General features: G+C 56.4%; 20 protein-coding genes. 10 read left to right on the forward strand and 10 right to left on the reverse strand.

Going from position 1 to position 25,298, the window contains the following annotated elements; genetic code table 11:
- Positions 1 to 92: 92 nt before the first annotated feature.
- The 5 genes from RRU01S_RS05885 to RRU01S_RS05905 form a co-directional block, all read right to left on the reverse strand.
- Entirely contained in the window at positions 93 to 2,096 is a 2,004-nt protein-coding gene (locus RRU01S_RS05885) for an acetyl-CoA carboxylase biotin carboxylase subunit (RefSeq protein WP_045229296.1), read from the reverse strand.
- A gap of 10 nt (positions 2,097 to 2,106) precedes the next feature.
- Positions 2,107 to 3,639 carry an acyl-CoA carboxylase subunit beta gene (locus RRU01S_RS05890; protein WP_045229297.1) on the reverse strand — a complete coding sequence of 511 codons (1,533 nt, stop codon included), beginning with the start codon at positions 3,637 to 3,639 and terminating at the stop codon, positions 2,107 to 2,109.
- Positions 3,640 to 3,737: 98 nt separating this feature from the next.
- Positions 3,738 to 4,493 carry an amino acid ABC transporter ATP-binding protein gene (locus RRU01S_RS05895; RefSeq protein ID WP_045229298.1) on the reverse strand — a complete coding sequence of 252 codons (756 nt, stop codon included), beginning with the start codon at positions 4,491 to 4,493 and terminating at the stop codon, positions 3,738 to 3,740.
- Positions 4,490 to 5,170 (reverse strand): amino acid ABC transporter permease, encoded by a 681-nt coding sequence (locus RRU01S_RS05900; protein ID WP_045229640.1) that lies wholly within the window; start codon positions 5,168 to 5,170, stop codon positions 4,490 to 4,492. Before RRU01S_RS05900 ends, RRU01S_RS05895 begins: the two co-directional genes overlap by 4 nt.
- A gap of 108 nt (positions 5,171 to 5,278) precedes the next feature.
- Complete coding sequence (locus tag RRU01S_RS05905; RefSeq protein WP_045229299.1) at positions 5,279 to 6,052, reverse strand: amino acid ABC transporter substrate-binding protein; 774 nt, start codon at positions 6,050 to 6,052, stop codon at positions 5,279 to 5,281.
- A 339-nt stretch (positions 6,053 to 6,391) separates the two neighbouring features.
- On the opposite strand from RRU01S_RS05905, the gene minC reads away from it, so the two are divergent.
- Genes minC through minE form a run of 3 tightly spaced genes read left to right on the forward strand, consistent with a single transcriptional unit; the run spans position 6,392 to position 8,229 of the window.
- Positions 6,392 to 7,129: a septum site-determining protein MinC gene (gene minC / locus RRU01S_RS05910; RefSeq protein WP_045229300.1), complete on the forward strand. Its 738-nt coding sequence runs from the start codon at positions 6,392 to 6,394 to the stop codon at positions 7,127 to 7,129.
- Positions 7,130 to 7,159: 30 nt separating this feature from the next.
- The gene (gene minD / locus RRU01S_RS05915; protein ID WP_045229301.1) at positions 7,160 to 7,972 is read left to right on the forward strand and encodes a septum site-determining protein MinD; all 813 of its coding nucleotides are present in this window, start codon (positions 7,160 to 7,162) and stop codon (positions 7,970 to 7,972) included.
- Complete coding sequence (minE, locus tag RRU01S_RS05920; RefSeq protein ID WP_045229302.1) at positions 7,969 to 8,229, forward strand: cell division topological specificity factor MinE; 261 nt, start codon at positions 7,969 to 7,971, stop codon at positions 8,227 to 8,229. The genes minD and minE overlap by 4 nt, the downstream gene beginning before the upstream one ends.
- 64 nt (positions 8,230 to 8,293) lie before the next feature.
- Here minE and RRU01S_RS05925 read toward each other — a convergent pair whose 3' ends face one another.
- Entirely contained in the window at positions 8,294 to 9,499 is a 1,206-nt protein-coding gene (locus RRU01S_RS05925) for an MFS transporter (RefSeq protein ID WP_045229303.1), read from the reverse strand.
- A 159-nt stretch (positions 9,500 to 9,658) separates the two neighbouring features.
- Between RRU01S_RS05925 and RRU01S_RS05930 the strand changes: the two genes are divergently transcribed.
- Positions 9,659 to 10,444 carry an AraC family transcriptional regulator gene (locus tag RRU01S_RS05930; RefSeq protein WP_234791184.1) on the forward strand — a complete coding sequence of 262 codons (786 nt, stop codon included), beginning with the start codon at positions 9,659 to 9,661 and terminating at the stop codon, positions 10,442 to 10,444.
- Positions 10,445 to 10,454: 10 nt separating this feature from the next.
- Here RRU01S_RS05930 and RRU01S_RS05935 read toward each other — a convergent pair whose 3' ends face one another.
- On the reverse strand, positions 10,455 to 11,354 hold the full coding sequence (locus RRU01S_RS05935) for a choline sulfate utilization transcriptional regulator (protein ID WP_045229305.1): 900 nt from the start codon (positions 11,352 to 11,354) through the stop codon (positions 10,455 to 10,457).
- 91 nt (positions 11,355 to 11,445) lie between these two features.
- On the opposite strand from RRU01S_RS05935, the gene RRU01S_RS05940 reads away from it, so the two are divergent.
- From RRU01S_RS05940 to RRU01S_RS05950, 3 genes are all read left to right on the forward strand, one after another.
- Entirely contained in the window at positions 11,446 to 12,399 is a 954-nt protein-coding gene (locus RRU01S_RS05940; RefSeq protein WP_045229306.1) for a choline ABC transporter substrate-binding protein, read from the forward strand.
- 15 nt (positions 12,400 to 12,414) lie between these two features.
- Entirely contained in the window at positions 12,415 to 13,929 is a 1,515-nt protein-coding gene (gene betC, locus RRU01S_RS05945; RefSeq protein WP_045229307.1) for a choline-sulfatase, read from the forward strand.
- Between the two features lie 461 nt (positions 13,930 to 14,390).
- Positions 14,391 to 14,792 (forward strand): (R)-mandelonitrile lyase, encoded by a 402-nt coding sequence (locus tag RRU01S_RS05950; RefSeq protein ID WP_174003282.1) that lies wholly within the window; start codon positions 14,391 to 14,393, stop codon positions 14,790 to 14,792.
- A gap of 83 nt (positions 14,793 to 14,875) precedes the next feature.
- Here RRU01S_RS05950 and RRU01S_RS05955 read toward each other — a convergent pair whose 3' ends face one another.
- Positions 14,876 to 16,231: an enoyl ACP reductase FabMG family protein gene (locus tag RRU01S_RS05955; RefSeq protein WP_045229309.1), complete on the reverse strand. Its 1,356-nt coding sequence runs from the start codon at positions 16,229 to 16,231 to the stop codon at positions 14,876 to 14,878.
- Positions 16,232 to 16,725: 494 nt separating this feature from the next.
- Here RRU01S_RS05955 and RRU01S_RS05960 point away from each other — a divergent pair, with 494 nt between their 5' ends.
- A complete protein-coding gene (locus tag RRU01S_RS05960; protein WP_081880002.1) occupies positions 16,726 to 19,248 on the forward strand; it encodes a DNA translocase FtsK in 2,523 nt (840 codons plus the stop codon).
- A 91-nt stretch (positions 19,249 to 19,339) separates the two neighbouring features.
- Here RRU01S_RS05960 and RRU01S_RS05965 read toward each other — a convergent pair whose 3' ends face one another.
- Positions 19,340 to 21,331, reverse strand: a complete 1,992-nt coding sequence (locus RRU01S_RS05965) for a putative bifunctional diguanylate cyclase/phosphodiesterase (protein WP_045229641.1) — start codon at positions 21,329 to 21,331, stop codon at positions 19,340 to 19,342.
- A gap of 317 nt (positions 21,332 to 21,648) precedes the next feature.
- Between RRU01S_RS05965 and RRU01S_RS05970 the strand changes: the two genes are divergently transcribed.
- Both RRU01S_RS05970 and RRU01S_RS05975 read left to right on the forward strand, forming a co-directional pair.
- Positions 21,649 to 22,695: a class I SAM-dependent methyltransferase gene (locus tag RRU01S_RS05970; RefSeq protein ID WP_045229311.1), complete on the forward strand. Its 1,047-nt coding sequence runs from the start codon at positions 21,649 to 21,651 to the stop codon at positions 22,693 to 22,695.
- Positions 22,696 to 22,828: 133 nt separating this feature from the next.
- Entirely contained in the window at positions 22,829 to 23,647 is an 819-nt protein-coding gene (locus RRU01S_RS05975; RefSeq protein ID WP_173999657.1) for a bifunctional allantoicase/(S)-ureidoglycine aminohydrolase, read from the forward strand.
- 103 nt (positions 23,648 to 23,750) lie between these two features.
- On the opposite strand, the gene eglC is transcribed toward RRU01S_RS05975, so the two are convergent.
- Entirely contained in the window at positions 23,751 to 25,178 is a 1,428-nt protein-coding gene (gene eglC / locus RRU01S_RS05980) for an endo-1,3-1,4-beta-glycanase EglC (protein WP_045229313.1), read from the reverse strand.
- Positions 25,179 to 25,298: the final 120 nt, after the last annotated feature.

The raw sequence follows: 25,298 nt of genomic DNA on the forward strand, positions 1-25,298 counted from the left end.
GGCCGAGACTCATGGTCTGACATATGGCCAAGCATTAGCGTGATTTGTGGCAAAACGGCAGTGCAAACAATGTCGTTTCTTCTCGCAAACCGCTATTCAAATTCCATAATGATCTCATCGACGGCAAGGCTATCGCCGGGACCGACCGCAATTCTGGCAACCTTCGCACGCCGTTCGGCGCGAAGAATGTTTTCCATCTTCATCGCTTCCACGGTTGCCAGTGCCTGTCCGGCTTCCACGGTTTCTCCCTCCGACACAGCTATGGTGGTAATGACCCCTGGCATAGGGCAGAGCAGCAGTTTGGAGGTGTCTGGTGGCAGCTTTTCGGGCATTAGCCGTGCCAGTTCGGCAATCCGGGGGCTGCGCACGCGCGTAACGAGATCAATGCCGCGCCAGCGCAGACGGATGGTGGATGGTGTAAGATCGACTTGGACAGCCATCTTTGTGTCACCGACGGTGAAGATGCCGAGTGTCTTGCCGGGCAGCCAGTCTGTTTCCACGGATAGCGATATGTCACCTTCCAAAACCGCTGACATACCACCCGCGGAGATTTGAAGACAAACGGTGTGGTGGATCTTTCCGAACGCGACCACCCAATCGTCGCTCACGACACGGCGATGATTGCCGATGGTGCCGGAGATTTGCGTGGCACGGGTCTGAATGCGATGCTGGATGACGGCGGCAATGACCGCGAGTTTTCTTGCCGCATCCTCATCCGGCTCGACACCGGTGAAGCCATCGGGAAATTCCTCGGCGATGAAGCCGGTTGTCAGCCTGCCATCCTTGAAGCGCTGGTTTTGCATGACCGCCGAAAGGAAGGGCAGATTGTGGCCGATCCCCTCGACTTCGAAGCGGTCCAGCGCCTCTCCCATCGCCTCGACGGCGCGTTTACGGTCCGGTGCCCATGTGCAGAGCTTGGCGATCATCGGATCATAATACATGGAAATTTCGCCGCCTTCAAAGACGCCGGTGTCGTTGCGCAAAATGCTTCCATCCGGCTGCTTGCCCTCCTGCGGCGGACGGTAGCGCGTCAATCGTCCGATGGAGGGTAGAAAGTTGCGGTAGGGGTCCTCTGCGTAAAGCCGGCTCTCGATGGCCCAGCCATCGAGCCGCACGTCTTCCTGTGAAAACGCCAGTGGTTCGCCGGATGCGACGCGGATCATCTGCTCGACCAGATCGATGCCGGTCACGAGTTCGGTGACCGGGTGCTCCACCTGCAAGCGGGTGTTCATTTCCAGAAAATAGAAGTTTCGGTCGCCATCCACGATAAATTCGACGGTGCCCGCCGAGTGGTAGCCAACCGCCTGCGCCAGAGCCACCGCCTGTTCGCCCATGGCCTTGCGGGTCGCTTCATCGAGAAATGGCGAAGGCGCCTCTTCGATGACTTTCTGGTTGCGGCGCTGAATAGAGCATTCGCGTTCACCCAGATAAAGCACCTTGCCGTGCTGATCGCCCAGCACCTGAATTTCGATATGGCGTGGCTGCGTGACGAATTTTTCGATGAAGATGCGGTCGTCACCGAACGACGATTTTGCTTCGTTTCGGGAGGACTGGAAGCCTTCGCGGGCCTCTGCATCGTTCCATGCGATGCGCATGCCCTTGCCGCCGCCGCCCGCTGAGGCCTTGATCATGACGGGATAGCCGACCGTTGCGGCGATCTTCACCGCTTCCTCGGCGTCCTCGATCAACCCCATATGGCCCGGCACGGTGGAGACGCCAGCCGCTGCGGCCAGCTTCTTGGATGTGATCTTGTCGCCCATCGCCTCGATGGCATTGACGGGTGGGCCGATGAAGATGACGCCTGCCTTTTCCAGAGCAGCGGCAAAAGCGGCGTTCTCAGACAGAAAACCGTAGCCGGGATGCACGGCGTCTGCTCCGGTCTGCTCTATGGCGTCGAGTATCTTTTCGATGACGATATAAGACTGATTGGATGGGGCAGGGCCGATATGCACCGCCTCGTCGGCCTCGCGCGCATGCAGAGCGCTGGCATCGGCATCGGAATAGACCGCAACGGTCTTGATGCCCATGGCTTTGGCCGTGCGGATGACGCGGCAGGCGATTTCACCACGGTTGGCGATGAGGATTTTCGAGATCATGGGTGCAGCCTCAAAGCGGAATGGTGTCGTGTTTCTTCCAATGCGTCGTCACCTGCTTGTTGCGCAGTGAAGCGAAAGCACGAGCGATGCGGCGACGGGAAGAATGCGGCATGATGACCTCGTCAATGAAACCGCGCTCTGCGGCCACGAATGGGTTGGCGAAGCGTTCCTCGTATTCTTTGGTCCGTGCGGCGATCTTTTCCGGGTCTGACAGTTCGGAACGGTACAAGATTTCCGCCGCACCCTTTGCCCCCATCACCGCAATTTCCGCGGTGGGCCACGCATAGTTGACGTCGGCACCGATGTGTTTGGAGGCCATGACGTCGTATGCGCCGCCATAGGCTTTGCGGGTGATCAATGTGACCAGCGGCACGGTCGCTTCCGAATAAGCAAATAGCAGTTTCGCGCCATGCTTGATGACGCCGCCATATTCCTGCGCCACGCCGGGAAGGAAGCCGGGTACATCCACCAGAGTCAGGATGGGAATGTTGAAGGCGTCGCAGAAACGCACGAACCGGGCGGCCTTGCGTGAGCTATCGATATCCAGACAACCGGCCAGCACCATGGGCTGGTTCGCGACCACGCCGACCGTCTGGCCTTCCAGGCGAATGAAGCCGGTGATGATGTTCTTGGCGAATGCTTCCTGTATCTCAAAGAAATCGCCCTCATCGGCCAGCGCGTGGATCAGTTCCTTCATGTCATAGGGCTTGTTGGAACTGTCGGGAATCAGCGTATCGAGACGCTGCTCCAGCCGTGCCGGATCATCATGAAACGGGCGGGCAGGGGCTTTTTCGCGGTTGTTGAGCGGCAGAAAATCGAACAGGGCACGTACCGCCTCCAGTGCCTCGATATCGTTTTCATAGGCGCGATCGGCAACCGATGATTTTCGGGTGTGGGTCGACGCACCGCCCAGTTCTTCTGCCGTGACGATCTCGTTCGTCACGGTCTTGACGACATCCGGTCCTGTGACGAACATGTAGGACGTATCGCGCACCATGAAAATGAAGTCCGTCATAGCAGGAGAATAGACAGCACCTCCCGCGCAAGGGCCCATGATGACGGAGATTTGCGGCACGACGCCGGACACCTCGGCATTGCGACGGAAAACCTCTGCGTAACCGGCAAGCGAAGCGACGCCTTCCTGAATGCGTGCGCCGCCGCTGTCGTTGAGGCCGATGACAGGTGCACCTACGCGGGCTGCCATATCCATGACCTTGCAAATTTTCTGCGCATGGGTCTCGGAAAGAGAGCCGCCCAGTACGGTAAAGTCCTGGCTGAAGACGTAGACCTGTCTGCCGTTGATGGTACCCCAACCGGTCACGACGCCGTCGCCAGCGACCTTCTGTTCGGCCATGCCGAAATCCACCGCGCGGTGGGTGACATACATGTCGTATTCTTCGAAAGAGCCCTCATCGAGCAGAACGTCCAGCCGTTCGCGCGCCGTCAGCTTGCCCTTGGCGTGCTGGGCATCGATGCGCTTTTGCCCGCCGCCACGCCTTGCCTGCAAACGGCGGGCGTCCAATTCATCGAGAACCGTCGGCATGCAACCTCCCTGATACGAATGTCATCACATAGGCTTAGACGTGAATTCTCGAATTGAAAACAGTCTATTACGGCCATATGTGCTGATTTCGGACTTGTTCAGAGAGATTGCGCCGCATTGATGGACGACACGAAGCGCCGGGTGCGCTCCTGCGTCGGTGCGCGGAATATGGCGTCTGCCGTGCCGGTTTCCACCACCTTGCCCGCTTCCAGAAATACGACGTTATTGGCAATGCGAGACGCCAGACGTAGGTCATGCGTTGCCATGACCATGGTTGTTCCTTCGCGCGCGAGCTTGCCCAGCACTTCAACGACTTCTTCTGAAAGTTCCGGGTCGAGAGCGGATGTGGGCTCGTCACACAACAGCACTTGTGGGGAAGGCCCGAGCGCACGGGCAATGGCAACGCGTTGCTGCTGTCCACCGGAAAGGTTGGCGGGCCACGCATCCGCCTTATGCGCCATGCCAACCTTGGTCAGCAGTTCCATGGCGCGATCTCTCGCTTTTTCGCGCGACCACTTCTGAACGATCAACAGGCCTTCCATGACGTTCTCGATGGCGGTGCGATGCGGAAACAACTGGAAATTCTGAAACACCATGCCCGTCTGGCGGCGAATTTTCTGGATGGACTGCCATGGGGTTTTCTGGCCTGCGGTAAAGGACGTCGTGGCGTCGCCGATGCGCACGGTTCCCTCGGTAGGCAGTTCCAGCAGGTTGATACAGCGCAGCAGCGTGCTCTTGCCACCGCCCGAGGGCCCGACGAGTGCCGTTACGCTACCTTCGGGGAAGGTCAGAGAAATGTCTTTCAGGATCACCGCATCGCCGAAGCGTTTTTCGATGTTGGAAAGCTCGATCATCGGCTGTTCTCCATCATGCCGCCATAACGCGCAAAGCGTACTTCCAGCCGCGCCTGCAAAGTGGACAGCACGGAACTCAGCGCCAGATAGATGATCGCTGCCTCGATGTAGAGGATGAGCGGCTCATAGGTGGTGGCGACGATACGCTGAGCTGACTGAAACAGTTCGGGCACGGTGATGGCTGCGGCAAGGGATGTGTCCTTGACCAGCGAAATGAAGGTGTTGGACAGCGGCGGCACGGCAACGCGCCCCGCCTGCGGCAGGATCGTGCGTTGCATCGCCTGACGCCAGCTCATGCCGGTCGAAAACGCGGCTTCCCACTGACCCTTGGGAACGGATGAGATGGCTGCGCGGATGATCTCTGACGTGTAGGCGCCGACGTTCAGCGTAAAGCCGATGAGCGCTGCCGGAAACGCATCCAGCAGAATGCCGATGCTCGGCAGGCCGTAAAAGATCACGAAAAGCTGGACCAGCAGCGGCGTACCTCTGATGACCCAGACATAGAAACGGGCCAGCAATCGCAACGGGGTTGGTCCGAAGAGCCGCGCGACTGCGGTTGCCAGCCCGAGGATCAATCCGAAAAGAAACGAAAGCAATGTCAGTGGTATCGTGAACTTCACGCCAGCCCAGAGCAGGGTCGGCAAAGAGTCCATCATCAATTGCAGCCAATGCGGCACGGCGAGCCCCTCAATAAAAAAACGAAGTCCGGCGCGAACGCCGGACTGTCTGGTCTTGTTCTGATCATGGCCTATTTCCACAGGGGAGAACAGGCCTGTAATGACGCCTTACTTGGAGACGTCCTGACCGAAATACTTGTCGGAAATCGTCTTGTAGGTGCCGTCTGTCTTGATGTCGGCCATGGCCTTGTTGATGGACGCCACCAAATCGTCGTCACCCTTGCGCACAATGATGCCCGAGTAATCCGCATCCGCCTTTTCAGCCACGATCTTGACCGGCGCCTTTGGCTGCTTCTTTTTAAAATCATAGAAGGAAAGGCTGTCATTGATCGTCGCGTCGGCGCGGCCCGTCAAAACGAGCTGGATCGACTGATCGAAACCATCCGTACCGACCAGTTCAGCACCTGCTTCCGTGGCCAGCTTGCCGAAGTTGCTGGTGAGCGACTGTGCGGACTTCTTGCCCTTCATGCCTTCGAAACCCTTGATGTCGTCATTCTTGTCGCTAACGATCAGAACGGCCTTCGATGCGATATAGGGCTCGGAGAAAGCATATTTCTGCTTGCGCGCTTCGGTAATGCCGACCTGGTTGATGACGGCGTCATAACGCTTGGAATCGAGACCGGCGATCAGGCCATCCCATTTGCCTTCCACGAACTCAGCCTTTACGCCCAGCTTCTTGGCGACAGCTTCACCAATTTCCACGTCGAAGCCAACGAGCTTGTTGCTGGCATCGTGGAACGTAAATGGTGCGTAGGTGCCTTCGGTGCCGATCTTGATCACACCAGCAGATTTGATCTGGTCAAGATTTTCGCCGGCGAAGGAAGGTGCGAAAATGGCAGCGTTGACTGCGGCGGCGGTTGCGATTGTCTTGAGCCAGCTCATCGGTGTTCCTTTCAGGAATTTCTAGTAACGTCTCATCCCATAAATCCTGCCCGTTTAAACGGCAAAAAGACGCAAAAAGATGCAGCTTGGGAGAATATTTTTCTCTTCCTCAGCGCTTCGCCCGGATCGCTCGGTTGAGTGCTCGACGAGCACTCTCCGAAAACGCGTCAAGCGCTCTCTCACAGCGCAGAATCACTTTAAAAATCAGCGATATGCTCTTTCGGGAATTCGTGCTGTCAAGGTGATCTTGAGGTTAATTTCTAGCGGTCGACACGGGGCGCGTTAACCATTTATTAACCACATTTGCGGTACCTCATTGTCAATGATTTGTTTACCAAGATGACCAAAGTGCTAACAGACACCTCACGCTCAATTCGTATAAAAGGCCGATCGTTTCTCGCGGTTGTGCTGTCGCCTGAGCAGCCTCTGGACCAGTGGCTGGAGCGGCTTGATGATCTGGCAGCGCGGTCCGCCGGTTTCTTCCTGTCGCGTGCCGTCGTGCTCGATGTTGCGGATCTGAAACTCGATAAGGCAGGTCTCAAGGGGCTGATAGCCGAACTTGTTTCGCGCAACGTCGCCATCATGGGTATCGAAGGCGCACGCCCGTCCATGATTGAGGCGGGCATGCCACCGGCCCTGAAGGGTGGAAAGGCTGCCTCTGATATCGAGGTGGAGCCTGTCTCGCTCGCGACGGCAGAGGTGGAAGAAGAACCTGTGCGGGTTCCGGTGACGGAGATTCGCAGCACAGTGCAGTCGCTGATGATCAGCGAGCCGGTTCGCTCCGGTCAGTCGGTGATCTTTCCCGAGGGCGATGTGACCGTTGTCGGTTCCGTTGCGTCAGGTGCGGAGATCATCGCAGGCGGGTCGATTCACATTTATGGCGCACTGCGTGGTCGCGCCATGGCGGGTTCGCTTGGAAATGCTTCGGCGCGGATTTTTTGCAAGAAGCTGGAAGCCGAGCTGCTGGCCATCGATGGTGTCTACAAGGTGGCTGAAGATATCGATCCGAAGCTGCGCGGCCAAGCCGTTCAGCTCTGGCTGGAAAACGATACGATCAAAGCCGAAAAACTCAATTAGGCCGTAAGCGGCAGAAAACAGGAGAGCAGGATGGGGAAGGTAGTTGTCGTTACTTCCGGCAAGGGAGGCGTAGGCAAAACCACGTCGACTGCCGCGCTCGGTGCGGCGCTGGCACAGAACAAGGAAAAGGTCGTCGTCGTTGATTTTGACGTCGGTCTTCGTAACCTCGATCTGGTCATGGGCGCGGAACGCCGCGTCGTTTACGATCTGGTCAACGTCATTCAGGGCGACGCGAAGCTGCCGCAGGCGCTGATCCGTGACAAGCGTCTCGATACGCTGTTTCTGCTGCCTGCCTCGCAGACACGCGATAAGGACAATCTGACGCCTGAGGGTGTCGAGTGGGTTATCGGCGAGTTGAAGAAGCATTTTGATTGGGTCATCTGCGATAGCCCTGCCGGTATCGAACGCGGCGCGACGCTTGCCATGCGCCATGCGGATGTTGCCGTTGTGGTGACCAACCCGGAAGTATCCTCGGTTCGCGATTCCGATCGCATCATCGGCCTGCTGGATTCCAAGACGCTGAAGGCCGAACGCGGCGAGCGGATGGAAAAGCACCTGCTCCTGACCCGCTACGACTCCGTGCGTGCAGAGCGTGGCGACATGCTGAAGGTCGAAGACGTCCTGGAAATTCTCTCCATCCCGCTGATCGGCATCATTCCTGAGAGCATGGACGTTCTTCGCGCCTCCAACGTTGGTGCGCCTGTTACGCTGGCGGATGCGAAGTCTCCACCTGCCATGGCTTATTTCGATGCGGCACGTCGTCTGCGTGGCGAAGACGTTCCGATGATGATCCCCGGCGAAAAGCGTGGCATCTTCGCCAAGTTCTTCGGGAGGGCCGCATGAGCATTTTCAACCTTTTCCGCAAACAGAAATCGGCGCCTCTTGCGCGTGAGCGGTTGCAGGTTCTGCTGGCGCATGAACGCAACGGCGTGGGCAATGAGCTTGTCGCTCTGTTGCGGGAAGAAATTCTCGCCGTGATCGCCAAGCACGTCCAGATCGACAGCGACAAGGTTCACGTCAAGATGGACAGCGACGAGCATGTCTCGCTGCTGGAAATCGATGTCGAAATCCCCCTGGCTGCCAGCCTGCGCGCTGCCTGATCACGTCTCTTCAAATGAAAAGACCGCCCGGATGACAATTCGGGCGGTCTTTTTGTGTTGGTGATCAGGCTGCTTTTCTGCGGCTTGGCAGTTGTGGCAGGAAGACCGTGAGCAAGCCCAGAAGCGGCATGTAGGAGCAGATGCGGTAGACGAACTCTATGCCTTCGCGGTCTGCGAACACGCCGAGGACAGCGGCGCCGATGCCGCCGAAGCCGAAGGCAAAGCCGAAGAACATGCCTGCGATCAAGCCCACGCGTCCAGGCACCAACTCCTGCGCGAAGACGACGATGGCCGAAAATGCCGAGGAGAAGATGAAGCCGATCAGCACTACGAGAATGGCAGTCCACGTGAGGTTTGCGTAGGGCAGAAGCAGCGCGAACGGTATGACGCCGAGGATCGAGAACCAGATGACGACGCGCGAGCCGAATTTGTCACCGATAGGGCCACCGAAGAACACACCGGCAGCCGACGCGCCGAGGAACAGGAAGAGAAGCAATTGCGCGCTTTGGACCTCAAGACCGAATTTCTCAATCGTGTAGAAGGTGAAATAGCTCGACAGACTTGCCAGATAGGCATTCTTGGTCGCGGTCAGGATGAGCAGAACGACAAGCGTCATCAACACCTTGTTTTTCGCCATCGGCAGCGCGCGGCTGACGGGTGGACGACCCGCATTGCTGCGGCGGTGACGGCTGTACCAGACGCTGACCCATGAGAGCACGGCAAATCCGGCAAGGGCGATAAGCGAAAACCAACTGAGGCTCTGCTGACCCATCGGCAAAACGACGAACGCAGCGAGAAGCGGCCCAATCGCCGTTCCCGTGTTGCCGCCGACCTGAAAGAAGGATTGTGCCAGACCATGGCGACCGCCCGATGCAACACGTGCAACACGCGACGCTTCCGGGTGGAAGATAGCCGAGCCGATGCCGATCAGGCACGCGCCGATCACCAGAACCGGAAAGCTATGCGCATAGGCAAGCGTGATCAAACCGGCGCAGGTGGACAGCATGGCTACCGGCAGCGAGAACGGCATGGGCCATTTGTCCGTGGCAATGCCAACGGCCGGTTGCAGTAGCGACGCGGTGACCTGAAACGCGAAGGTCAAAAGGCCGATCTGGACGAAATCCAGCGCGTAATTTGCCTTGAGAAGCGGATAAAGCGATGTCAGCAGCGACTGCATGATATCGTTGAGCATGTGGCAGAAGCTTGCAGCAGCGATGATCGAAAACGTCGTTTTTTCAGCGGAAAAGCTCGTGCTGGTCACACTCGCCATGGGTTTCTCTCCAGATAGTCTTCATGATTTGCGGCCCTTGTACGCGCATTGTTTTCGGCCTGCTTTTGTGCTCTGGTCTAGTTTTTACGCGAGTGGGCCAAAATGCTGGATGGTTTTATTGAGGGGACAAGCTTTCTGCGCAGTGATGAGCATGACGCCATGCTCAGTTTCATTGATGGCCACAATGAATCCGTGCTTGCGCTTCGTCGCCTTTATCCCGAGGGCTTCAAAAGCCCGGTGCATTTGCACAGCAAAACTCAGTTGTGGTTTGCGCATAGTGGTGTCGTGATCGTCAGCACAGGCGATGGGCGGTGGATGATACCGCCCGGCCATGGGCTCATCATTCCCGCAGGATTGCATCATTCCAGCGAAATGATCAGCGATGTGGAGATGCATTCCGTCTATGTCCACCGTGATGTGATCAACACCGACCGACCACGCGTCGTGGGGATGACGGTTTTGGCGGGCAATCTGATCCATGAACTCGTTCAAGATGACGTGAGACGATCAGGCGCGCGCAGGCGCGAACTGGTGATGGAATTGTTGATGGATGAAATCGGCCAACTGCCCGAACAGCCGCTGGGGCTTCCTTTTCCGTCGCAGCCGAACATAGCAGTGCTCTGCAGACATTTTCTCACCACCCCGGCCGCCAATGCCAGCATCGATGATTGGGCGCAGACGCTGGGCATGAGTAGGCGTACATTTACCCGCGTGTTTCGCGCCGAGACCGGTGTGAGTTTCGTGACATGGCGACAGCAAGCCTGCATTTTCGCCTCTCTACCGCGTCTGGCCAGCGGAGAAAGCGTGACGAATGTTGCGCTGGATGCGGGGTATGAGAACGTCTCTGCCTTCACCACCATGTTCCGGCGTATGCTGGGCAGTTCGCCGAGTGCCTATTTGAAAGCGACCGGGATGCGACAGGCAAACGGGTCCATCTCCTCTTAAAGAGTTGCGCCTATCGCCCAGCTACCAGTTCGTGCAGCCAGTCCGCCAGCTTCAGCGCGGCTCCCTTTCTATCCTTGGAGCCTACCAACCAATAGCCACGCTCCGGTGCCTCCACAGTCGGCCCGACGCCAACAAGCGCACCACTTTCCAACAAGCCATCCACTAAGCCTGCCCAGCCCAACGCAATGCCCTGTTGGCCGATGGCAGACTGAATGACCAGCGAATAGGTGTTGAAACTGATATCGCCGCGCCCGTACTCCTGGCCTCTGGCAACCCCGACACCTGCCAGATAACTGGGCCAGTCGAACCAAGTCGATGGCCAGGAGCTCTCCAGATGGATGAGCTTCAGCCCCGCCAAGTGTTGCGGTGTCACCGTATCGTTCGGAACATCGAAAAAGCCCGGCGCGCAGACCGGTCTTACACTTTCCGGTACCAGCAATATCCCGCCGTCTTCCGCGTCGGCGCGTGATCCAAAGATGATCAGCACATCGTTGTCAGCCACATTCTGGCGAAGCGGATTTTGAGTTGCTGCAATTTGAATATGAACATCTGGATACCGAGCGCGGAAAGCCTGCATTCTTGGGATCAGCCAGAGTGATGAGAAGGCGTAATCGGTGTGCACGCGCACCGTTGGTCTGGACGCGCCCTTGAGTTCACCTGTCATCCTATCGATTTCGGCGACATGGCGACTGACGAGGCCATACAGCCTCAAGCCTTCCTGTGTCAGTTCCACCCCGCGGTGTTGCCGCTTCAAAAGTCGAATGCCAAGTTCTTCCTCAAGACGGCGCATCTGATAGCTGACCGCAGGCTGGGTCAAACCGAGCTCTTGTGCTGCGGCCGTCAAGCTCCCACGTCGCCCGATCACCTCCAGTATCCGCATCCATCCGAGGTTGATCGGCCGATCAGCCATAAAGAATCCTTTTATTAGCCATTAAAAAATAGCCGCTTCACGGCAAAGATCAATCCGTTGTTCATTGAAAATCCAAAAACGGAGAGCGGCAATGAACAAGAAATCTCGCATAGGACACATAACCTCAGGCCTGTTTTTTCTTGTCGCTGCTTTTGCAGGACATGCCCAAGCGGCCGATGACGCCGCCTGCAAGACAATCCGCCTGAGCGATCCCGGCTGGACCGATATCACTGCGACCAATGGCGTTGCCTCCGTGGTGCTGGGTGCGCTGGGATACGAGCCAGACGTCAAGACCCTTTCGGTGCCTATCGGTTATCAGGCGATGAAAAACGGAGAAATCGATGTCTTCCTCGGCAACTGGATGCCTGCCCAGAAATCCTTTATCGACGATCTGAACGCCGCAAAGGCTGTCGAGGTTATCGGACAAAATCTGGAAGGCGCCAAATTCACGCTCGCCGTACCATCCTATATGGCCGACAAAGGCATCAAGGATTTCGCCGATCTTTCCAAGCATGCCGATGAGTTCGACAAGAAGATTTACGGTATTGAGCCCGGCGCACCAGCCAATCAGAACATTCAGAAGATCATCGCTGACGAGAAATTCGGTTTGAAAGATTGGGAGCTAGTCGAATCCGGCGAGCAGGCGATGTTGTCCCAGGTGGAACGTGCGGGTAAATCCAAGAAAGGCGTCGTTTTTCTCGCATGGGCACCACACCCGATGAACGAGAAATTCTCCATCGAATATCTCTCCGGCGGTGACGACTATTTCGGACCCAACTTTGGCGGTGCGCAGGTCTACACGCTGGCACGCACGGGCTGGACGGCACAGTGCCCGAATGCGACAGCCCTGCTGAAGAACCTGAAGTTCGACGTCGGCATGGAAAACAAGCTGATGGGCGATATTCTGGGTGGTCAGACAGCGACGGACGCGGCCACAGCTTGGTTGAAAGCCAATCCAAAGGCCATCGATAGCTGGCTTTCCGGTGTAACGACGCTGGACGGAAAGCCGGGTGACGCAGCGGTCAAGGCTGCAGTCGGTCTTTGATATCAGGATAAGTGCATGACGCGCCGGAATATTCTCATCCTTATGGTCGACCAGTTGAACGGTACGTTCTTCCCGGATGGACCTGCGGATTTTCTCCACGCGCCGCATTTGAAAGCTCTGGCGAAGCGCTCCGTGCGCTTTGCCAATAGCTACACCGCAAGTCCGCTGTGTGCGCCCGCGCGAGCATCCTTCATGTCCGGGCAACTGCCCAGCCGTACACGCGTCTATGACAATGCGGCAGAGTTCGCATCCGATATTCCGACTTATGCGCACCACCTGCGCTCGGCTGGCTATTACGCCGGCCTGTCCGGCAAGATGCATTTCGTCGGACCAGACCAGCTTCATGGCTTTGAAGAGCGGCTGACGACGGATATTTATCCGGCGGATTTCGGCTGGACACCCGATTACACCAAGCCGGGTGAGCGGATTGACTGGTGGTATCACAATCTCGGTTCCGTCACGGGCGCAGGTGTCGCCGAAATCACCAACCAGATGGAATATGACGACGAAGTTGCCTACCACGCAACCCGCAAACTCTACGATCTCTCTCGTGGGCTGGATGATCGCCCGTGGTGTCTGACGGTCAGCTTCACGCATCCGCACGACCCCTATGTGGCGAGGCGTAAATATTGGGATTTATACGAGGACTGCCCCGCCCTTGATCCGCAGGTTGGTCCACTGCCGTTCGATGAGCACGATCCACACTCGCAGCGACTGCTGGAAGCCTGCGATCACCGCGCCTTCGATATCACGCCCGAACATATCAGACGCGCCCGGCAAGGATATTTTGCCAATATATCCTATGTCGATGACAAGATTGGCGATATCATCGATGTGCTGAAGCGCACGCGCATGGATGAGAACACGACCATCGTCTTCCTGTCAGACCACGGCGATATGCTGGGCGAGCGTGGGCTGTGGTTCAAGATGTGCTTTTTCGAGGGTTCGGCGCGTGTGCCCCTGATGATTTCGACGCTGGACTGGAGCCCAAAACGCATTGAGACCCCGGTCTCGACACTGGATGTGACGCCCACCTTATGTGCGCTTGCTGGCCTCGATATTACCTCGTTAAAACGATGGACCGATGGCGAGGACTTATCAGGTCTTGCGCAGCAAACCGGCTCGCGCAGCCCCGTGCCGATGGAATATGCTGCCGAAGGATCTATCGCGCCATTGGTGGCGATACGCGACGGGCGCTACAAGCTGACGGTTTGCGCAAAAGACTTTCCGATGCTGTTTGATTTGGAGGCGGATCCAGACGAACGCAACAACCTTGCTAATGATCCTCAGCATCAGGATGCATTATCATCCCTCATGGAGCAGGTGAACAGCCGCTGGGATCTGCCTGCCTTCGACACGTCGGTTCGCGAAAGCCAGGCACGCAGGTGGGTTGTCTACAAGGCACTTCGAAACGGCGCCTATTATCCCTGGGACTACCAACCGCTTCAAAAAGCCTCTGAGCGCTACATGCGAAACCACATGGATTTGAATGTTCTGGAGGAAAACCAGAGATATCCCCGAGGTGAGTGATTGCTGATAGGCAACTTGATGGCGGATGTTAAACTTCAAAAGGCCGTTGCCCAAATCCCTCGAATGCGGTATCCAAGCCCCGTGAAAAATGAGAAATGTCTACGTAGCTCAGCAGGATAGAGCACAGGATTCCTAGTTGCAAATTGGGGGTTACGGTCGGAAACGCCGTAATCGATCTGCTCAAATTCGGGGAACGCTTCGCTGAGCTTTCAGCATGCCAATCCCGAGCCAAGCACCGGGTGAAAATCTGGTGAAGGTGTAGAGACTGGATGGGCAGCACCTAAAGGCCTTCGGGTCCATGGTGAAGGGACAGTCCAGACCACGAACGCGCAAGCGGCGGCAAAAGTCGAAGTGGTATGAATCCTGGGGTCGGAGGTTCGAATCCTCTCGTAGACACCATTTCCAACACAATCAGCCCGCGACGCAACCTGAGGCGATTTAAACCGCCAGAATGGGAGACCATCATGAATATTACACGTATCGGCAGCCAGGCGTCTGGCAAGGGGCCTGCTGAGTGGTTTACCGGAACGGTCCGCATCGATCCGCTTTTTGCGTCCAATGAGGCGCGCCGTGGAGCTGCGGCAACCGTCACCTTCGAGCCGGGTGCGCGCACGGCTTGGCATACGCATCCGTTGGGGCAGACCTTGATCGTTACGGCGGGCTTCGGAAACGTGCAGCGAGACGGCGGGCCTGTAGAAGACATTCGCCCCGGTGATGTCGTGTGGTTCGAGCCCGGAGAGAAGCATTGGCACGGCGCATCGGCCACAACCGCGATGACGCATATTGCGATCCAGGAAAACCTTGATGGCAAAGTTGTAGACTGGATGGAACACGTGACTGATGAGCAATATAGCGCCCAGTAGGTCGTCAGGCCTTAGCGGCACATAGGTGAAAGCTGCGTCTCACTAGTAGCTTCTGTGCGGGCGAACTGCCGCATGACAAAATATCATGCGGCTTTCGTTGCAGCGATGGTATCAGCAGAACGGCTTTCATGCGTTGCGTTGAGGCGGCGTGCGACGATATCGTGGTTGAGCCACTGCACTGGCGCACGTGGCTGAGACGATGCGCCGAAAATCAGTTGTCCCGTTGCTTCCACAACAAGCGCGCTCAAGAGATCGCTGATCATCACCTTGTTGTCGCGATGCATGGCAGTGATTTCGTTCGACGTGCCGATTGTCAGGTCAGCCTGTGTCTGGCTATTGGGCATCGGCCATGCGGTGAAGTCGTAGAACGGCACCATCACGTCGCTCGCTTGCAGCTTGCTGATCTTGTGCATGACGCCATCGAGCGTGTGACCGTCTGCCAGAAGCGCTTCACAGGCCTGCCACTGCTCGTCTGCCCACTGGCCGCCGTTTTCTTTTTTCAGCGCCAGCAACAGTGGAATCAGAGGCAGTTCAATACCGGTGAACACATCCGACGAATTGGTGCGGATTTCCGGGCAGTTATAAACGGAAGCCTTGATGCCCTTTGCCCATGCACCTTCGGCAATGCCTTCGAGACGCATCTTGGCGTAGCCCTGCGTGTAATTCGTATAGGTCTGCCAGCGATATTCACCGTCGATCAGAATGCCTGTGCCGTGGTAACCGTAAGCCGTGTAGCGAACCTGGCCGCCGGATGCTTCGACACGGTTGCGGATGGCGGCGCTAGCGTCGATCAGGTGCTGGAATGTATTGGCCGAGACCTCATCGAAATTGCGAAGAATGAGCTTGCCCATGTCGCTGTCGATCAAAGCCTGCGACGACATGTGGCGGGCACCGGTGCCCTTGTAGATGCGGTTGGCAACGACGAGGAAAACCTTCGCCTTCGGAATGCCACCGGCCATCGTGTGAGCGAAGAAGACGTTTTGACCGTCAGGAATCATGTCGTTGAGAGTGGCCATCACCTCAGACAGGGCGTCTGTGAAACGCGCCGTTGCGACTGCCTGGCATTTTTCGATGTAATCCCAGTCGAGCTTTTCGCGCTCCCAGCTCTCAAGCGTCAATCCAGTGAGAAGGTCTGTTGGCGTTGGGCCACCCTCGGGCGCATCCAGATCGAAGCCTGCCATCAGGGGAACGTTGATGATGGTTCCGCCCAGTCGTGCTTCCGCTTCCGAAAGCTCATCCTTGGTCAGGGCACGCAGGGCATTGTTTTCGTCGCGCCGTCCAACCGTGATGCCGACGATCCGCATTCCGGCCTTACGGGCTTGATCGAGCAGGCCTGTCGCGTAGCCACGTCCGAACAGTTCGCCGAACAGTACAAAGACGTCGCCTTTTTGAAACACGGTGTTTTCGGAGATCGTCTCCATCGCAATCGGGTTTTTCATGTGCTCAGTTCTTCATATTAAGAGGCGTCGGCAAATCGCCGCGACAGGTGTTGAACACTAAATGACTGCAGTGGGCCCAGAAAGAAAGTCATTTAAAATGACGGAATATATCAAAACGTGAAGGCGATGGCCGTGCAGGTGTTAAGACGCATTGGATTTCGGCTGGTTCCGTGGACGATTTCAATTTTTTTTGGCATCGAATGGCTGCTATCGAGCGTGTCTGCAGAGCCACAGCGGAAAACTCGCTGGGGAAAAATCGCCTCGAGCGGCGCTTTGGCAATAGGTGATTAACCTTTATTTTCTATCTCAGTTGCTGTGCCGAATGTCCGTTTATGATGAGTGTACAGGCTGTGATGCGTATTCCCCGTTCCAATTTAAACCATTCCATCAATACGATAGAAGAGAGGGGAGCAAATAAGCCCGTGGCAGAACCGCATGTGACGCAAGGCGCGTCGGACGGAATGATTCCGTTAACCGCTGATCAGCGTGCTGTTATGGGCCATAACGCAGACCAGATTGCCGCCAACGCGATCGAGGGACGTGACGACATGCCGTTATGGCAGAATGCGTTCACGCTTGGGCCTAATGTCCGGTTTACGCGCACGCCGCAGAATATCGTTGCTGGAAAGCAATCCACGAACGGAGCGCCCGGCAAAGCCGAGGATGATGTCGCTGCATTTGCGCCCACTGACATCAAGCTGGTGAGCACGGAAGTTGCCGAATCAAAGTTGACGGACGAAGAGCGTAAAATCGCCAAGCCAGCCGTTTTGCCACAGCCGCCCGGTGCAATCGGTGCACTTGCACTGACATATCGGTTGCGCCGCGAACTGGCTTTGAAACAGCAGCAGGATGCATCTGCACCAGTTGAGCCGGCGCCTGATGCCGTCAATCCGACGGATGCCGTTGTAACCGAGCCAGTCGATCTGGTTTGCTTTCCTGCCGAACGTGATCGCGCAAGCCGAATCGATACGCTGGATGTGCCAGCCTTTGCCGCATCTCTGTCAGACGAAATGTTCTGGGAAGCCATGAGCCTTGACGTGGGCGGCGCCATCCTGCCGCCTTCGCAGCCGATGCGGCTTGCCGAACTCGCCCGGATCAAAGCCCAGCGCATGGCCACCGTTCCGCCGAAGCCAATGGCACCTTTGGTTGTGAAGCCCGCGCCGGTCCAGATTATCCGTCAATCGCTGCCAGTCACTGACAAGCCTCTTCTTCCCAAGGCTGAGGGATCAGCTGTTGCATTGTATCGGCAGCTTGAAATTCGTGCCGTTCGACCGGCTGAAACGGATGCAGCCGAGCAAGTCGAAGACCTCGTCGTTGCCGCGTCCGTCGAAGAGGCAGCGCAGGTCGCTTCACCCGTCGAGCAACAGCTCATCGAGTCTCCCGTGGCCACCCAGCGGCGCCGCGAGATGCGCACGGTCGCGCGCAACAATCAGCCCATGTTCCTGGATGCGCCTGTTTTCAGCGAGGGCGAATACGAATATCCGCCCATCGACCTTCTGCAAAAGCCGCAGGTTCTGCAAACCACGACGATGACGCCGGAAGCGTTGGAGCAGAGCGCTGGCCTGCTGGAAAGCGTATTGGAAGATTTCGGTATCAAAGGCGAAATCATCGACGTCCGGCCTGGCCCTGTCGTCACGTTGTACGAATTCGAGCCTGCACCTGGCGTAAAATCTTCGCGTGTCATCGGTCTGTCTGATGATATCGCCCGCTCCATGTCGGCACTGTCGGCCCGTGTGGCCGTCGTGCCCGGCCGTAACGTCATCGGTATCGAGCTGCCCAATCCGGTTCGCGAAACAGTCTATTTCCGTGAATTGATCGAGTCTCACGACTACGACGAAACAAGGATGAAGCTGGCATTGTGCCTGGGCAAGACCATTGGCGGCGAGCCTGTTGTGGCCGAGCTTGCCAAGATGCCGCATCTTCTGGTGGCCGGTACCACGGGTTCGGGCAAGTCGGTTGCGATCAACACCATGATCCTGTCGCTGCTCTACCGGTTGAAGCCGGAAGAATGCCGCCTCATCATGGTCGATCCCAAGATGCTGGAACTCTCCGTCTATGACGGGATCCCGCATCTGCTGACCCCCGTGGTGACGGACCCCAAGAAGGCCGTGATGGCGCTGAAATGGGCCGTGCGCGAAATGGAAGACCGGTATCGCAAGATGTCGCGTCTGGGTGTGCGCAACATCGATGGTTACAATGCTCGCGCGGCCTCTGCCCGTGCCAAGGGCGAGACCGTGATGTGCAATGTTCAGACCGGTTTTGATCGTGCAACGGGTGAAGCCGTGTACGAGCAGGAGGAAATGGACCTGACGGCGATGCCTTACATCGTCATCATCGTCGACGAAATGGCCGACCTGATGATGGTCGCCGGCAAGGAGATCGAAGGTGCGATCCAACGTCTGGCACAGATGGCGCGCGCGGCCGGTATCCACCTCATCATGGCGACGCAGCGCCCCTCCGTCGATGTCATCACCGGCACGATCAAGGCCAACTTCCCCACCCGCATTTCCTTCCAGGTCACCTCCAAGATCGACAGCCGCACCATCCTTGGTGAACAGGGTGCCGAGCATCTGCTGGGGCAGGGCGATATGCTGCATATGGTGGGCGGTGGGCGCATTGCCCGCGTCCACGGGCCGTTCGTCTCCGATGAGGAAGTCGAAAAGGTCGTCGCGCATCTGAAGACGCAGGGTCGCCCGGAATATCTGGGTACCGTGACCGAAGATGCGGATGAGGCCGACGAGGCGGAAGAAGAAGACAGCGCCGTCTTCGACAAGACCGCCATGGCCGAAGACGATACCGCCGATCTCTATGAAAAAGCCGTGAAGGTCGTGCTACGCGACAAGAAGTGCTCGACCTCCTACATCCAGCGTCGCCTGTCGATCGGTTACAATCGTGCGGCATCTCTGGTGGAGCGCATGGAACAGGAAGGCATCGTCGGGCCTGCCAACCATGTCGGCAAACGCTCCATCATTGTTGGCGAGCGTGATATGTGCGAAGTGCCAGGGGCGGTGGACTGAGCAGTCCGGCCCAATCGATCGCGCAACAGACACGAAACCCGGCAAGAGACTTTGCCGGGTTTTTCGTTGAGGTGATTATTCAGGAGCCGCTTTAGGCAGGCTGGGTCACGCTGCGGGGACGATAGACCATGTCTTTGGTGAAGAGATTGGCCGGTGCTGGGCGCCCGACGTAATAACCCTGAACCTGATTGATGCGCAGCTCTTTCAGCAGCTCAAGTTGCTCGGCGGTCTCTACGCCTTCGACCAAAATTTTATTACCCCGGTTGCGAATGAGGGCGATGATGTCGCTCAGCATGAGTTTTCCACGCGGCGTTTGCGCATCGTGAAGGAATGACTTATCGATCTTCACCGTGTCGAAGTCGATCAGCCTTAGCCAAGACAATCCTGCAAAGCCCGTGCCGAAATCATCGAGCCAGATTTTGATGCCGAGCGTCTTGAGGTCGCTGATGCAGCGCAGGACATCGGAGTTCATGTCCATCTCCAAGCCTTCGGTGATTTCGAAGGCCAGACGTCCGCCGGACACACCGATCTCGCCGAGAATGGCCGCCACTGAGGTTGCGAAACCCGGGCTCTTGAGCTGGATGGGTGAAACATTAACGCTAACGACAGGCATTCTTTCGCATTTCAGTGCCTGCTGGCACACCGTTCGGATCGCCCATAGACCAAGTTCCATGATTGCGCCTGTGCGCTCTGCTATGGGAATGAAGATGCTGGGGGGTACGGCCGTCCCATCCAGAAGTCTCAGCCGCATCAATGATTCAGCGCCGACGATGGTATTGGATTTGAGATCCTTGATGGGTTGATAGACCAGCGATACGAGATTTTGCGCGATTGCGATATTCAGCAAGGCAGCGACGTTTTCCGTGTCATCGCTGTTTTGCGGGTCATTGGGATCGAAGAGTTTCACGGCATTACGACCGTTTGCCTTGGCAAGATAGAGCGCGCGGTCGGCCTCGTTGATGATGCGTTCCAGCTTCGGGTCCTGTTGTGGGCGGGTAAAGGACGCGCCGACGCTCACCGTGATGACAGATGTGCCGTCCCGACGCTTCTCGTGGACAAGACGCATATCCTGAACGGTCGTGCGCAGCGTTTCGGCAATGTCCTCGATGTCCTTGGCGGTCGTGAAACGGGCAAGGGCTATGAACTCTTCGCCGCCATAGCGACCGATCACAGCGTCGAACCTGCTCAAGCTGGTTTGCAGCTTCTGCGCAACTTGGATGAGGCATCGATCACCTTCTTGATGACCGTAGAAATCATTGTATTTCTTGAAGAAATCGACGTCGATGAGAAAGACGGCGAAGTTGTGCTGATGGTTGATCCAGCCGTCCCAAAGCTGCCGCAGCCTGCTATCGATAGCGCGGCGGTTTTCAAGCCCTGTCAACGGATCGGTGTTCGAGAGATGAAGCAACGCTTCGCCGCGCTGTTCCGCCTCCCGCTGCTGGACCTTCGCTTCGATGGCGTTCAGGAAAACCCGGTAACGCTCACGATTGAGCCGCAGGTTGACGTAGGACGTGAAGACGAAGCACGAGAAGTAGAATGTGCCAAAATTGATCTGGTAATAGATGTCTTCGTGGAAATAGCTGAGCGCAAGAAAGTATATGCACAGCACAAGGCTCGAGGCGATCAGAGACAGCACGAAATTGAACGTGAAAAACAGGTTCGCGCCCATCATGAAAATCGCGCCAAACACCATGTAGTAGGACATATTGGTGACATGTGTGGTCATCATGGCCGGCATCAGCCAGGCGATGTAACCGCACACCAGCGCGGTGGCGCAGGCAATGTCCATATGGCTCGTCTTGGCATTAGCACGAATTTGCATTTCAAGCATGAGCAATGCGGCAATGCCGACGACGAAGCGCGCAAACATCGTGTGCGGCGAGACGTCGGGAATAAGCAGGATGTCGGTTACCGAAAACAAGAGGTAGATCGGCACCGCGATCCACAATCCTTGCCGGATCGACGTGCGCCGCTTGGCGTCGGCCTCTTTGAAAAACAGCGCTCGTGAAGCATCGGCTGATCGCTCCTGCGATGCATCCGGCTGGGGATCAAGTCCTACCACATCTACCAAAGTGTGCTTCATGCACTTTTCCATAGGTTGCAATAATATTGCGAGATTACATCACGGGTGCTTGCAAATTATATTGCCAGAGATTTGCCGCTTACTTCCGTTTCCGCAATCGTGGTGATGTCAGAAACAGTCACAACTCCCGCTAATATGGCGTAGTTCCAGCTTAAATTTGCTTAAGGCAAAAGAAAAATACAATCGATCTGCCGTTTACCTTAATAAAAAGTTTCCCGCTAAACGATGTTTTTCTGCACCTGCACCACATTGACTTGCAATCCAATAAGATGTGAATTGTTTCAAAGTTAACAGATCGTTAATCAGGAGAGTTATCGGTGTCCCAGTTGCTGAATAAAAAATTTGATGGTGAAAGTCTTATTACGCCTGAAGCAATATCCGATGAGATATTTGCACAACACTCGGACAATTTTAAAGAGCACTTTGTGATCGCGGAAGCTGAGATCGCGATCCTTCTCAATTTGGCGCATCAACAGTTTCTCAGCGATATTGCACCGCAGCAAATTATACATGAAGTTGCGGGCCGACTACATCAGTTCAGGGAAAAGTACCATTCCAGCGTGTGGAAAGAGCTGATACCTCTTATTCAGAACCACCCCGTCGCAGACTATTTCCTGCAGGACCCCTTCACGCACTGGTCGTTTGACAAGCCCCGCGGCTATTCCGGCGACGCCCAGCTTCTGGACTTCATCTACGGGCATGCGAGCGTTCAGGATAAGATCGAGGCCGCTTCACCGGTCGGATCGGCACTTTACGAATATACCAAGGACGCGTCATCCTCTGTCGCCGTGCGTGAGCGCCGGGATATTCTGACGAGATACGTTGACGATCTTGCCACTGAGCGCGGCCCGGACACCGAGATTTTAACGATTGCAGCCGGGCATCTGCGGGAGGCTAACCGTTCGTCTGCGCTGGCTGAGGGAAGAATCAAACGCTGGGTCGCACTCGACCAGGACCCGCTCAGCATCGGTGCGATCATGCGCGATTTCCAGGGCACCTGCATCGAGGCCATCGACGGCTCCGTGCGCGGAATTCTCTCACGACGTCAGGAACTCGGCACCTTCGATTTTGTCTACGCCGCAGGCCTTTACGACTATCTGATCGACAAGGTGTCCATCAAGCTGACGCAGCGTTGCCTGGAGATGTTGAAGCCAGGTGGTACCTTCCTGTTTGCGAATTTCTCGCAGGATATCGGTGTCGACGGCTACATGGAATCCTTCATGAACTGGGCGCTGCTTTTGCGCACGGAACAAGATATGTGGCACATCATCAATGCCAGCATCGACCCGTCCTTGGTGGAGGCGGAGGTGTTCTTCGGCGAGAACCGCAACATCGTCTACGGTGTTATCCGCAAGAAGGCCTGATTGAGCTTCTCGGCTGTCGCGATGCCTTGCCGGTGTCGCGACAGCAATGCTTTAAAATGATCCGAGAGTGATTTCCTTCGGCGTCGAAAGGCTCTAATGATTGCGCTGATAAAGCAGCGCCTTTGGAGTGATGATGGACAAGCGGTATTATTCTGATTTTGGAGGCCTTCCAGGCCAGACCGAATTGCTTTCGAGCAAGGCCACCTTTACCACGGCCTACGCGGTCATTCCCAAGCGCGTCATGTCTGATATCGTCACCAGTATTCTGCCTCATTGGACAGAAACGCGCGCCTGGATCATTTCGCGACCCATGACGGGTTTCTCGGAAACGTTTGCCCAATATGTCATGGAAGTGCAGCCCGGTGGCGGCAGCGACAAGCCTGAGCCGGACGCGCGTGCGCAAGCGGGGATCTTTGTCGTCGATGGTGAGATGAGCATCAACTATCAGGGTCAAAAACATGCTCTGCGGGCGGGCTCATTCGCCTATATTCCAGCGGGCAGCGTCTGGACACTGCGCGGCGAGGGGACTGGCCCGGTCAAATTCCATTGGGTCAGAAAAGTGTTTGATGTCGTCGATGGTCTGGAACTGCCACCCGCCATCTTCACGCATGAAGACGATCACGAGCTATCCGCCATGCCCGATACGGATGGCAAATGGGCCACGACTCGCTTTATCGATCCCGCAGACGGTCGATATGACATGCATCTCAACATCGTCACCTTCGAGCCTGGAGCGACCATTCCGTTCATGGAAACCCATGTCATGGAACATGGGCTGTTCGTTCTGGAAGGCAAAGCCGTTTACAGGCTCAACAATGACTGGGTGGAAGTCGAAGCCGGTGACTTCATGTGGTTGCGCGCATTCTGCCCGCAGGCCTGCTACGCCGGTGGGCCCGGACGCTTCCGATATCTGCTTTACAAAGACGTCAACCGTCATGTGAAGCTTTGGTAAGTTCCGTTTTCGGCTCACTGGCTTTCGCGCGTGTCGTGCGCAGATGGCTTGAGGCGTCGATATACGGTTGGAAACGCGCCGCACTTTAAGCGGCGCGATCCTGTCAAACCAGCAAATGCTCTGTCGAGGCGATCTGGCTCACGGCCGGATCGTTGATGGAGTAAGCATGGATATAGTCAATCTTCATTTCCGAACCGTTTGGTAATCCGTTCGTCGGCGTTCCTGCTATGCCACCAACCGCAAGGTTGACGATCATATACATGGGATCGTGCATGTCGGATGGTGTATCGGTCTGGGCTACCGCCACGTCATCGAAATACCAGGTGATATGCTCTTCATCCCACAGCAGCCCGTATTTGTGAAACCCTTCGGTGCTGGAGACCTGCACATTGTTGACCGTTGATGTTTGCTGGCCCGTTTCGTTGGAATGCGAAGACATGATAAGCGTATTGGGGTTTTGGCCGCGCATCTCGATGACATCGAGTTCCGGTGGCCACTTTCCATCGGTCGGTAAAAGCCAGAAGGCGGGCCAAGCTCCCTGGTCGCTCGGCATGTCCGCGCGGATTTCGAAATAGCCATAGGTCTGGGAAAAGGATGGGTGCGTGGTCAGCATGCCAGACGTGTAATCATAACCGCTGACAGCTTCCGAAATGGAATCCGGAGTAGGGGCGGCTTTAATGGTCAGTACACCGTTTTGAACGGAAAACGGATTGACCGATGATGTCGGCTGATAGGCCGGATTGATGTACCATTGTTTTTCGGAGTTGGTGTGCAGGGTGCCACCGGCGTCTCCTGCCCACCAGAATTTCGGCTGCCACACGCCTGTCTGACCGTCGCTCAAGGACAGTGAGTTGAATTCGTCGGAGAAGGTCGATGTGAGCTGGGACCGGTCAAGCGTCAGTCGGAACTGATTGGCGTTCAGGCTGTCGGTGGTGGTGTTGGCCAGAACGACGCTTTCACCATTGTCGAAGTTGAGCCAGAGGTCCGCACCCTTTTGCGTCGATGTGGACATCAGGTGATCGAAGGACGTTACGCCATACCCATCCAGCCTGATGATGTCGTCAGAACCGAAATCGGTGACGAGATCCGTGCCGTTGCCCTTGGCAAACACGAAGGTATCAGCACCGCCAGCCCCCGTCAGCACGTCGTTACCCGCACCGCCGTCGATCGTCTGTTTGCCGGAACCACCTGTGATAATGTTGTCGATGGAATTTCCGAACGCATTGCGACCATCACCCGTGACGATGAGGTTTTCAAAGTTGTCGGGAAGCGTGTAGCTCATCCAGGTGTTAATGGTGTCGGTGCCCTGACCGGCAGATTCAGCTGCACGATTGGATGTCGAATAGAGATAGTAGATGTCGTCGCCTGTGCCGCCATGCATGGTGACGTTGACGCTGCTATCACCCCACATGGAGTCATTCTTGGTGGTGCCGTAGAGATCGGGACCGGAGCCGGTCGCCGAGAAAAAGCCGGTGGATGTGTCGCTATAATAAAGCGGCTTTCCAAGAGCATTCAAAATCGATTTCGCCATCGAACCATCTCCTGTTGAAACTGTCCTCCCCGACACTCTCGCTGGTGAGGAGTGTAACAGCGACGGCGTTTTCATATATGGCGAAAATGCGATAAATTGCCCTCAGACCCTCCTCAAAAG

It is taken from the genome of Agrobacterium rubi TR3 = NBRC 13261, assembly GCF_000739935.1.
In the GTDB taxonomy this organism is placed as follows: domain Bacteria; phylum Pseudomonadota; class Alphaproteobacteria; order Rhizobiales; family Rhizobiaceae; genus Agrobacterium; species Agrobacterium rubi.

Excerpts from the sequence above, each read along its gene's own strand:
- RRU01S_RS05925 (WP_045229303.1), bottom strand. The coding sequence starts at position 9,499 with ATGGCGAGTGTGACCAGCACGAGCTTTTCCGCTGAAAAAACGACGTTT.
- RRU01S_RS05975 (WP_173999657.1), top strand. The coding sequence starts at position 22,829 with ATGGACAAGCGGTATTATTCTGATTTTGGAGGCCTTCCAGGCCAGACC.
- RRU01S_RS05905 (WP_045229299.1), bottom strand. The coding sequence starts at position 6,052 with ATGAGCTGGCTCAAGACAATCGCAACCGCCGCCGCAGTCAACGCTGCC.
- RRU01S_RS05960 (WP_081880002.1), top strand. The coding sequence starts at position 16,726 with ATGGGCCATAACGCAGACCAGATTGCCGCCAACGCGATCGAGGGACGT.
- RRU01S_RS05935 (WP_045229305.1), bottom strand. The coding sequence starts at position 11,354 with ATGGCTGATCGGCCGATCAACCTCGGATGGATGCGGATACTGGAGGTG.
- RRU01S_RS05965 (WP_045229641.1), bottom strand. The coding sequence starts at position 21,331 with ATGAAGCACACTTTGGTAGATGTGGTAGGACTTGATCCCCAGCCGGAT.
- minE (WP_045229302.1), top strand. The coding sequence starts at position 7,969 with ATGAGCATTTTCAACCTTTTCCGCAAACAGAAATCGGCGCCTCTTGCG.
- RRU01S_RS05955 (WP_045229309.1), bottom strand. The coding sequence starts at position 16,231 with ATGAAAAACCCGATTGCGATGGAGACGATCTCCGAAAACACCGTGTTT.
- RRU01S_RS05895 (WP_045229298.1), bottom strand. The coding sequence starts at position 4,493 with ATGATCGAGCTTTCCAACATCGAAAAACGCTTCGGCGATGCGGTGATC.
- RRU01S_RS05885 (WP_045229296.1), bottom strand. The coding sequence starts at position 2,096 with ATGATCTCGAAAATCCTCATCGCCAACCGTGGTGAAATCGCCTGCCGC.
- RRU01S_RS05890 (WP_045229297.1), bottom strand. The coding sequence starts at position 3,639 with ATGCCGACGGTTCTCGATGAATTGGACGCCCGCCGTTTGCAGGCAAGG.
- minD (WP_045229301.1), top strand. The coding sequence starts at position 7,160 with ATGGGGAAGGTAGTTGTCGTTACTTCCGGCAAGGGAGGCGTAGGCAAA.
- betC (WP_045229307.1), top strand. The coding sequence starts at position 12,415 with ATGACGCGCCGGAATATTCTCATCCTTATGGTCGACCAGTTGAACGGT.
- minC (WP_045229300.1), top strand. The coding sequence starts at position 6,392 with ATGACCAAAGTGCTAACAGACACCTCACGCTCAATTCGTATAAAAGGC.
- eglC (WP_045229313.1), bottom strand. The coding sequence starts at position 25,178 with ATGGCGAAATCGATTTTGAATGCTCTTGGAAAGCCGCTTTATTATAGC.
- RRU01S_RS05940 (WP_045229306.1), top strand. The coding sequence starts at position 11,446 with ATGAACAAGAAATCTCGCATAGGACACATAACCTCAGGCCTGTTTTTT.
- RRU01S_RS05930 (WP_234791184.1), top strand. The coding sequence starts at position 9,659 with ATGCTCAGTTTCATTGATGGCCACAATGAATCCGTGCTTGCGCTTCGT.